Source organism: Synechococcus sp. R3-13, from assembly GCF_047462195.1.
Lineage (GTDB): Bacteria > Cyanobacteriota > Cyanobacteriia > Thermostichales > Thermostichaceae > Thermostichus.
The window spans coordinates 1-8,609 of the sequence record NZ_JANSIO010000203.1; the positions used below are offsets into that span (position 1 = coordinate 1).

Genomic DNA, 8,609 nt, shown 5'->3' on the forward strand with positions numbered 1-8,609 from the left:
TTTGTTTGTTTATGACCGCGGCCTACCTCTGTGGCTGGGATCCGTTGCCCGTTGGGGCTTGCCGCGCTTGGGCGGGATCCCGATTTTGCGGGGCCGTCTGGATCGGGCAGGGCTAAAGAGTTCTCGTGAGCAGTTTGTATCGGGCCGATATCCGCTGGCGGTAGCTCCAGAAGGGACGATCAACGGCATGAGCAGTCTTCTCAACCCGTTGGAGCCGGGGGTAGCCCAGATGAGCTTTTGGGCGGTGGAGGATCTGCACAAGGCGGGACGGCCAGAGCAGGTGCTGATCTTGCCGGTAGGCCTTCGCTATTCCTACCTGCGGGATCCCAGTGCCGCTCTGAATAGATTGCTCAGCCGCATGGAGGCCGATTGCAAGCTGCCGCCCACGCGCTCGGCTCACGCCGGTCAAGCCTTTTTGCTGGCCCGTATCCTTCGCTTGGGAGAACACCTGCTCCAGGTCATGCAGACCTTCTATGAGCGCTTCTATGCCCCTGCTCTTCCTGCTGCAGATAGAGCCCAAGTTAAAGAGGGGGATCTGTTGGCGCGTCTTCAAAGCTTGTCAGATCTGGCCCTGCGGGTGGCCGAGCAACATTTCGGCCTAGAGCCTCAAGGAGACTTCATCGAGCGGCGGCACCGCATCGAACAGGCGGGCTGGGCCTGGATCTACCGCGAAGATATTGCCGATATTGCTGCTCTCTCGGCTTTGGAAAGGGGGCTGGCCAATCGAGTGGCTGCTGAGGCCAGTTTTCACCTCTGGCACATGCGCTTGGCGGAAACCTTGATGGTGTTTGCGGTGCGCCCTGTACCTGAGCAGCCCAGTCTAAGTCTAGACGAGTTGGCGGAAACCGCCCTGCGCCTCTGGAGTCTGCTGGCTTGGATCAAAGGAGAAAATCCCGTCGGAACTGCTCCCCCCCGCTTGGGCCCCCGCCTGGCCCGTTTCAGCATTGGGGATCCCCTCTCGGTTTCCGAACGCTGGCCCGCCTACCAGGCCAACCGCCGACAAGCCGTACAAGCCCTCACCCAAGATTTACAAGCAGAAATGGAGCGGCTTATCAAAGGGATCCCGTGCTCCCCTGCGGTCCTCCCTGCTGTCTGACATGCCTAGTCGGCTCAGGGGCAAAAAGTGTAACAATTCCTGAGACATCTTGTGAGATATTTCGTGAGAGTAAGACGAACTTTTGCATTATCTGACAAGCAGGTGAAGGAAAAGGGAAATTTTTGGCTCTTGGGGTAGAAAGGGGGCAGAAAGGAAGTGAGGCTCGTTGACTTGGTCTATGTCTGATGAGCTGCTCCGCGCCATCCGCAGACGCGACCTAGAGGCCGCCACTTCAGCCGTGCAGCACTTGCGTTCTCGCCATTTAAGTGAAGCTGTAATCACCTCGATGGTGATGGTGGCCGTGGAGCGGTTGGCATGGGATGAAGGCGACCGGGCCGCCGCCAGTTGGTTACTGCGTCGCTGCTCCAGACGACGGCGCTGAAGGGATCCCCCCTGGCCCAGAGGTCATTGCGATACTTCCCCTTTCCCTGGATCCGAGGGGCTTCCTGTGTCAACCTGCCCACAAAGCCCTATCCGCAGAGGGATTAGCTTTCTTCCTTGCCCTTGATCATCTTCTCAATTTGCTCTTTGCGGAACTCGCGACTGGCATTCTCTTGCCCATCGGTTACCACAACCATCATAACCTTGGCCGGGCGATCTGCCTCGCTGAGTTCGCTGAGGCTCTTTTCTAGGTCGATGATGCCGCGCCCCATGGCATCCAGCAAGGGAGTAGAAGCTCGCGGCACGTAGGTCTCGCGGGTCAGCTCAGGGACCTCGGCAATTGGCTTGAAGCGGTGAATGACTTCATAGGGATCCTGGGAGTCGAACTGAACCAAGGTAAGGGTGGCACTTCCCGGTTCTGCTCCTGTAGAAAATCTAACTCTGGCTCAGGTGCAGTGATCTGTTTGTGAAGGTTTGCTTGCAATCTGTTACAAAGGGTATGAATGCTTATGAACGCTTTTTGAGTTCGCCTTGGTAGCTGGGAGCGCCAGAGCATTGTCTCGAATATTCAGCTCGACTACGGGTTAGCATTTTCTCTTAATTTTTAAGTGCTTCATATCCTAAGTACTAACAATGGTTCGTAAACTAACACACTAAAAGAAAGGTTTGCCCTTAATCCCTTTGCATTTCTGAGCTAAGCTTCTAGGCATTGGCCCCGTAAAGATTTTGGAAAAACTAGGGAGTGGCTATGTCTTTTCGCGCAGATTTACAGCGTTTTGCCTTCGCTGTGCTAACAGCGCTGCTTGTCCAGGCGGGGCCAGCTCGGGCTGATCTGCCAGGGACAGCGGATCCCCCAGGGCTTAAGCGCTTCGCAGGATCCAGCATTGTGTTTCAATCGCAGGCCGACTACGACCGCTTTAAGTTGGCCCTTGAAAAAATCGTCTTCAGTGGCGCGATGGGAGCTGTGCAGCCGTACCGGTCTCAAACTGTCGAAGGGCGTCGCATCACGACCTATTACCGACTGCCGGAGCGGGTTGCCCCTCTTGAGGCGCTGCTCAACTACGAAACCGAACTGAAAGAGTCCGGCTTTGAGATCCTCTTCTCCGGGTTGGGGGAGGAGATTGAGACCCTCGGCTACAACAACCAGATTGCTGACGAGATCCTGGATATGAAGGGCACCTACAGCACGCCGGAAGAACGGGCCCAGTGGCCGTTTCAGAACGCCAGAGAAAACACTGCTGCCTATTTAGCCGCACGTGGCAAGTCCCCCGAAGGCGATGAGCGATTCGTGAGCGCCTACTTTGTGGTCAATACCGATGACTGGGAGGTCACCCGCGGCAGTGGACCGATCCCGACCGGGATTACTCTGGGGCGAGTGGATGTCGTCGATGTCAAGCCCCGCCAGCAACGCCTGGAGCTGGTTGAAAGCATCACAAGCGGCGAGATCAATCAAGCCATCAGCCGCGATGGCCGGATCGCCCTCTACGGCATTCTCTTTGCCTATGACTCGGATCAGATTGAAGCGGCTGCCGAGCCCACCCTTGCCGAGATCGCCAAGCTGATGCGCGAGCGCACCGACCTCAGCATCCTCGTGGTCGGTCATACCGATGCAACCGGTAGCTTCGACTACAACCTAGGTCTCTCGCGGCGCCGGGCCGAGGCGGTTGTCAACCGGTTGGTTCAGCTGGGTATCGAGCAACGTCGACTCTATCCGGTTGGTGTGGGGTTCTCTGCTCCTGTGGCCAGCAACGCCACCGAGGAGGGCCGAGCAAAAAATCGCCGCGTGGAGTTGGTGGATCTGGCGGGTGGCAGAATCCCCTAGGGGAGAGTTTCTGAGTTTTGGCTCAGGGCAAGCATCGCCGAAAGTCTGGACACTGCGGCTGTGGCGAACTAGTTTAGAGGCAACTCTTTACTTCTAAGCTATTTCAAGGGGTGGGATCCATGCTTAGGCCCAGTCTTCTGTTCTCCGGCTCGGCTTTGTTGGGTTTGCTGTCCTTGCCGTTTTTGATCGGCGAATGTGGCTGGTTGGCCTCGTCTCGTAAGAGCCAGAGTCCTGTCACTGAGGTTTCTCTACAAGCTTGGGAGCACTCTCTGCCGTCATCCCAGACCTTGTTTGAAGATGAACCAGGTTCTGAATCTTGGCTCAGGCGGCAAGCCCAACTGCAAGAACGGGTACAACAGCTTGAGCAGCGCTCTCTCGCTCACCAGCAGCAGGTCTATCAATGGCTTGCGCAACAGGCAGATCCCCAGCCCGCCGGGGTTGTTGGCCGTTCCAACCCAAGCCTTGCCGTGCCGGCACGGCCTCGGCGTCAGGATCCCACTCTCTCTCAATCCTCTGCTCCGGCGGATCTTCCCAATGAGCTGGCGCGGCTAACCCAGTCCATCCAACAGGAGCCGGGAAATGCGCAGCTTTATCTGCAACGGGCGCAATACTTCTGGCGGGAGTCTCAAGAAGATCCTGCTGCTTTACCGCAGCCTGAGCATGCTTCTGCCATTGCTCGCTTGATGCGCTCTGCTCTGCGGGATCTGGATATTGCCATTGCTTTGGATCCCTACCTGGCTGAAGCCTATTTGCTCAAGGCCAAAATCCAACACGAGCGTTTGCAAGAACCTGAGCAGGCTCTGGCGACCTTGTCTCCCCTGGATCGGATTGCCTATCACAACCCGCAACTGCACTTGATCCGCTCTCGCATCTGGGCCGAACAAGGCCATCTGGAATCGGCATTTGATGTGTCGCATCTGGCGATTGAGCTGGCCAAGCAAAATCAAGATGCTGCCGATCTTTTCGAGGCCTATGTCCATCGCGGCCTGATGTGGGCCAGCATCTGCGACTTCAATTTGGCCGTTCAGGATTTCAGCCGGGCTATCGAGGTGCAGCCCCAGCGGGCTGAAGGTTACTACCACCGCGGTATGGCGCGCGCTTACCAGGGAGAGGATAGGGCTGGTGCCGCTTCCGATTTGGGTAGCGCTTTGATGTTGTGGCGGGCTTCCGGCACGGGATCCCCGGAGCTGCTGGAATATGCAGAAGCGGTACGGATGGAACTGCTACGGTAGCTGCAATTCTGGCTGGGTTTTTGCTGCGGATCTTTGGTCTGGCCGACTGGGCAGGGAAGTTCTGGGTCTAGGGTCTTTGCCCAAGAGCGTTTGGCAAGTCCAGCTAGGGCAAGCCAGGATGGTAGAGCCGTCTGTTACCTAGCCCCCTGAAGAGAACCCAGCCAAGTGATGAGCCGAAGACAACTGACCATCTCCGTATCCTCTGTAGCCCTGGTGGTGGCCACAGGGATGCTGTTGTTGCTGCTGTGGCAACTGCGCAGCTTGGTGCTGACGGTGATGATCGCGGTGGTGGTGGCGGCAGCGCTGGCTCCCCTGGTGGATCTGGCCGAGCGATTACGCATCCCCCGCTGGCTGGGGGTTGTGCTGGTGTATTTGAGCTTAATTGCCGGGATTGCCGGCTTGGCTCTGCTCATTGGCCCGACGGTGGCGACTCAGACCCAGCGGTTGCTAGCGAGGTTGCCCTTCTATCTGGAGCGACTACAACTGCTGGTGGACACCTGGATTGCTGATCTGGCGGGGGTGGATCCGGCGGCGCTGGACTACCTAAACCAGTTGCTCGATCCTCAGTCGTTGATGAGCTGGGCGGTTCGCTCGGGACAACGGGTGCTGGTGCAGTCTTTCGACTTCACCCGTGGTTTGCTGGGCGGTCTGCTGACCATGGTGCTGACCCTCTTCATTTCCGGCTACATGCTGGTGAGCGGCTCTGACTTGGTGCGGGGCTTGGTGGAGTTGTTTCCCTATCCCTGGAATGAGCGGCTTGCTGAGCAGGTACACCCGATGGCCCAGCGCATGGGGGGCTACATTCAGGGGCGGGTGCTGGTCTCTGCCATTTTGGGTGTGATGATCACCGTCTCGCTTCGCTTTCTGGGCCTGTCGGAGTTTGCTCTGGCGCTGGGGGTGATCGCTGGGTTTACCAACCTTATCCCCTTCATTGGGCCGGTACTGGGATCCCTGCCCGCTTTGGTGGTGGCGATTGTGCAGGGGGGCTGGACTTTTTTGTGGGTGCTGATCCTATACGTTGCCGTTCAAAACCTGGAAACCTATGTGTTGGATCCTCTGTTGGTGGGATCCTCGGTGCGGGTGAAGCCCTTGTATCAGTTGCTGGCGGTGCTGGGGGGCACCCAGTTGTTGGGTATTGTTGGGGCGGTGATCGCCCCCCCGTGGGTGGCGGGTATGGCGGTGCTGCTGGAGAACCTCTATCTGAAGCCCAAGCAGGAGGCAGAGGTTCGAGCCAGGCTGTATGCTCGGGCCACCGAGGCTGCTGGTTCTTTGGCTTTGCCGGGGATGGATCCTGCCGACGCGAGCAGCCCAGAGCCATCTTTTTCCTCTCGTCCGAATGACTCGTCAAACGAGCCGGAAGGGTTGCCACAGAAAGAAAGTCTCTCGCCTGCGGATCCCGTAGCCGGAAGAAGTCCTTATTAGCAAGCTTCTCATCTGATTCGCCTCTGTTGCTCTCGGAGAAGGGCTGCTGTGGTTTTGGGTAGGGTGCACATCTCAGCGGTGACGGGCATCGAGGATGAACAGAGCACTACCTACGACGAACAGGAGGCTGGCTCCTATCCCCAGCAGGGTTTGGACAACCTTGAGATTGAGAAAGGCTGGAGCTGCTGGATCCCACAGAGAGGGGTCACTGCCCAAGGTCATCACCTCGCTCACCGCAAACAGGCCACTCCCCAGCAAAAACAACCAACTGGCCAACTCGTAGCGGTGGCTGCCTCTCATGTCTGCTCCGACTGCAAGTGTTTGTAGGCTTGGGCAGCGGCGGCCATTTCCGCAGCCTTTTTTGAGCGACCTTCACCGCGACCCCAGCACCGTCCTTGCCCCCAGACTTCCATGGTGAAATGGGGGGGATGTTCCTGGGCGGCCACCAGGCGGTATTCCGGCAGGCTGCCCCAAAGGCGTTGGGTGAGTTCTTGCAGGGCTGCTTTGGGGTTGCGCCGAGTGGGGTCTTGAAACCACTGCTCCACTCGCCGGTGTAGATAGGGATCCAGCCAGGGATGCAGCCTGGGCAGCGTGTAAATACCCCAACTGAGATAAAAAGCCCCAAGCAGAGCCTCGAAAGCATCCGCCAGCCGCCGACCCCGTCCGGCCAAGTCGTTTTGAGAGCTGGATCCCACCTCGAGGTAGCGATCCAAGCCGTGCAGATCCGCCAGTTCTGCCAGGTAAGCATCGCTGGTCAGGTCGGAGCGAATCGCGGTCAGCTCTCCCACCGACAGATGGGGATAGGACTGAAACAAGAATTCTGTGACCAAAATTCGCAGGACAGAATCCCCCAACAACTCCAGCCGATCGTTGTTCCGTCGGCCATCCAGAGAAGGGTGAATCAGAGCCTGATCCAGCAGATCCCAACGCAGTTGTTCCAGCAAAGCCGGATCCCTGAATCCAAGGCGGGCCAGCAAATGCTCCAAGGCACGGCGACGGGGCGGGATCAACTCAACCATACACTCAGGTGCTGACGTTGCCTTAGCGGTCAGAACTGCACAGCTTGCAACCATTTTGACCTGAGCCATCTCACCCAGGCCGGGATCCCCGCTCAGGCGGTAAGCCAGCTATGCTACAGGAGTAGTATAGGCTTTTCGAGGGAGGATCCCTGCATGCCCATTCGCGCCAATTCCCCCATTCCCACGACCCAGATGGAAGTGACCAGCATTCGGCTGGAACGTGAGCTGAAGCAGCGACTGAAGGCGTTGGCCGGAAATCAGGGTTACCAGGCCCTCATACGGGAAATTCTTTGGAGTTATGTCCTGCGTCACTCTCAAGGGGCTGCCACCCTCAGTCCTGAGGATATTCGGGCCAGCTTCCCGGCCACGGCCCACCAAGCCCAATGCTGTGCTCTCACCGGACGGGCCATTCAACCGCAGGAGCCAATGTTGCTGGGGTGGACCACCGATGGAAAGTTCGTCGCCCTTAGCTCCTCCTGCTTTTAATCTTTGTTTTGGGGTCTCTCTCCAGTTTGCGAAGGGATCCAACCGGCACGAGTGCCCATCCGTTTAGATGCCACGAAGTTCTCGATATTTTCTGGCCCGTTCCTCGGCTGGATCGGGGGCTTGAGCTTTGGCAACTGCCTCCTCCAGTTGGGCCATCACCGTCTCTGCCGGTTCAGCGGAGCGGACGACGTAAAACATTAGGTTAATGGCTTCGTTGGCCGTCAGTTTGAGGGTTTCTTTTCCCTTGGGCACCAGCGCGATCTTGCCATCTGTGGTTGTGATGGCTGTGTGGGATCCCTTAGCCAGAATCTCCCCAGCTTTTTCCAGAGTGACAAGCATATCCGTAGCTCACGGCAGCAGGACATCTACTATCCTATCGAATGTCTTGGGGCAAACGTTCCAGAAGGGTCTAAGCCATTTGGCGGATTGGGTGGGTTCATCATGGGTTGCCATGCTCTGCCAGCCAAGCATACAAGTGGGGAAACAACTTTTGATTGGCCCCTGGGAAGGGAAATTCCGACAGCTCCGCCGGGCTAACCCAGCGCACCTCACTACATTGCAGGGCTTGGGCTTCTCCGCCCAGGTAGCGGCAGATAAAAGCGATAAGAGTAACGGTGAAATGGGTGTAGGCATGTTCGATGGTGGCCAGCGGCGCGACCACCTCGATATCGATGCCGATTTCTTCCTTCACCTCCCGCACTACACACTCGGCAGCCGTTTCTCCCGGCTCGATTTTCCCTCCGGGAAACTCCCACAGCCCACTGAGCATCGAGCTTTCCAACCGTCGATCGATAAGGATTTCTTTTCCCCGCAGAACAATGGCAACCGCGATTTGCTTATGAGGACGGGAGGCACGGGGTGCAGACATAGGCAATTGTTGGTGTTGACCTCGATTGTAGGCGCTGCAATCCGCTTGCCAAGGGCACCGGCCACAGTGAGGCTTTTTGGGACGACAGACAGTAGCCCCCAAATCCATCAGGGCTTGGTTAAAAGCCCGCGGCTGCACGGGATCCAACAATTGCTCGGAAAGCTGCCACAGCAGGGACAGACACTGGGACGGAGGCTGCTGCAAAGCCACCAAGCGAGCCAGCACTCGCTTAACGTTGCCATCCAAAATGGGCAAAGGCTGATCGAAGGCAGCGCTGAGAATG

At 57.6% G+C, this 8,609-nt stretch carries 11 protein-coding genes; 6 read left to right on the forward strand and 5 right to left on the reverse strand.

Translation table 11 applies throughout. From position 1 onward, the window contains the following. Together NW856_RS06180 and NW856_RS06185 are read left to right on the forward strand one after the other, a co-directional pair. Positions 1–1,096: 1-acyl-sn-glycerol-3-phosphate acyltransferase (locus NW856_RS06180; RefSeq protein WP_414399531.1), on the forward strand; the 1,096-nt coding region annotated here is incomplete at its 5' end. 178 nt (positions 1,097–1,274) lie between these two features. Then, the gene (locus NW856_RS06185; protein ID WP_041436260.1) at positions 1,275–1,478 is read left to right on the forward strand and encodes a hypothetical protein; all 204 of its coding nucleotides are present in this window, start codon (positions 1,275–1,277) and stop codon (positions 1,476–1,478) included. Between the two features lie 103 nt (positions 1,479–1,581). Here the strand turns inward: NW856_RS06185 and NW856_RS06190 are convergent, their stop codons facing one another. Beyond that, positions 1,582–1,872, reverse strand: a complete 291-nt coding sequence (locus tag NW856_RS06190) for a hypothetical protein (protein WP_414374267.1) — start codon at positions 1,870–1,872, stop codon at positions 1,582–1,584. 353 nt (positions 1,873–2,225) lie between these two features. Here NW856_RS06190 and NW856_RS06195 point away from each other — a divergent pair, with 353 nt between their 5' ends. The 3 genes from NW856_RS06195 to NW856_RS06205 all read left to right on the forward strand — a co-directional run bounded on the left by NW856_RS06195 (position 2,226) and on the right by NW856_RS06205 (position 5,953). Beyond that, entirely contained in the window at positions 2,226–3,299 is a 1,074-nt protein-coding gene (locus NW856_RS06195) for an OmpA family protein (protein ID WP_414399532.1), read from the forward strand. A 119-nt stretch (positions 3,300–3,418) separates the two neighbouring features. Then, entirely contained in the window at positions 3,419–4,531 is a 1,113-nt protein-coding gene (locus NW856_RS06200; protein ID WP_414399533.1) for a hypothetical protein, read from the forward strand. 168 nt (positions 4,532–4,699) lie between these two features. After that, the gene (locus NW856_RS06205) at positions 4,700–5,953 is read left to right on the forward strand and encodes an AI-2E family transporter (RefSeq protein ID WP_414399534.1); all 1,254 of its coding nucleotides are present in this window, start codon (positions 4,700–4,702) and stop codon (positions 5,951–5,953) included. A 72-nt stretch (positions 5,954–6,025) separates the two neighbouring features. Here the strand turns inward: NW856_RS06205 and NW856_RS06210 are convergent, their stop codons facing one another. After that, positions 6,026–6,253, reverse strand: a complete 228-nt coding sequence (locus tag NW856_RS06210; protein WP_414399535.1) for a hypothetical protein — start codon at positions 6,251–6,253, stop codon at positions 6,026–6,028. Then, positions 6,250–6,972 (reverse strand): ribonuclease III, encoded by a 723-nt coding sequence (gene rnc, locus NW856_RS06215; protein WP_414399536.1) that lies wholly within the window; start codon positions 6,970–6,972, stop codon positions 6,250–6,252. The genes NW856_RS06210 and rnc overlap by 4 nt, the downstream gene beginning before the upstream one ends. Positions 6,973–7,125: 153 nt before the next feature. Here rnc and NW856_RS06220 point away from each other — a divergent pair, with 153 nt between their 5' ends. Further along, complete coding sequence (locus tag NW856_RS06220; RefSeq protein WP_011432395.1) at positions 7,126–7,458, forward strand: hypothetical protein; 333 nt, start codon at positions 7,126–7,128, stop codon at positions 7,456–7,458. A gap of 63 nt (positions 7,459–7,521) precedes the next feature. Here the strand turns inward: NW856_RS06220 and NW856_RS06225 are convergent, their stop codons facing one another. Continuing rightward, positions 7,522–7,797, reverse strand: coding sequence for a hypothetical protein (locus NW856_RS06225; protein WP_011432394.1), 276 nt, complete (start codon positions 7,795–7,797; stop codon positions 7,522–7,524). 100 nt (positions 7,798–7,897) lie between these two features. Beyond that, on the reverse strand, positions 7,898–8,609 hold a 712-nt coding region (gene mutT / locus NW856_RS06230), incomplete at its 5' end, for an 8-oxo-dGTP diphosphatase MutT (RefSeq protein WP_414399537.1).

Excerpts from the sequence above, each read along its gene's own strand:
- NW856_RS06205 (WP_414399534.1), top strand. The coding sequence starts at position 4,700 with ATGAGCCGAAGACAACTGACCATCTCCGTATCCTCTGTAGCCCTGGTG.
- NW856_RS06220 (WP_011432395.1), top strand. The coding sequence starts at position 7,126 with ATGCCCATTCGCGCCAATTCCCCCATTCCCACGACCCAGATGGAAGTG.
- NW856_RS06225 (WP_011432394.1), bottom strand. The coding sequence starts at position 7,797 with ATGCTTGTCACTCTGGAAAAAGCTGGGGAGATTCTGGCTAAGGGATCC.
- NW856_RS06195 (WP_414399532.1), top strand. The coding sequence starts at position 2,226 with ATGTCTTTTCGCGCAGATTTACAGCGTTTTGCCTTCGCTGTGCTAACA.
- NW856_RS06210 (WP_414399535.1), bottom strand. The coding sequence starts at position 6,253 with ATGAGAGGCAGCCACCGCTACGAGTTGGCCAGTTGGTTGTTTTTGCTG.
- NW856_RS06200 (WP_414399533.1), top strand. The coding sequence starts at position 3,419 with ATGCTTAGGCCCAGTCTTCTGTTCTCCGGCTCGGCTTTGTTGGGTTTG.
- NW856_RS06185 (WP_041436260.1), top strand. The coding sequence starts at position 1,275 with ATGTCTGATGAGCTGCTCCGCGCCATCCGCAGACGCGACCTAGAGGCC.
- rnc (WP_414399536.1), bottom strand. The coding sequence starts at position 6,972 with ATGGTTGAGTTGATCCCGCCCCGTCGCCGTGCCTTGGAGCATTTGCTG.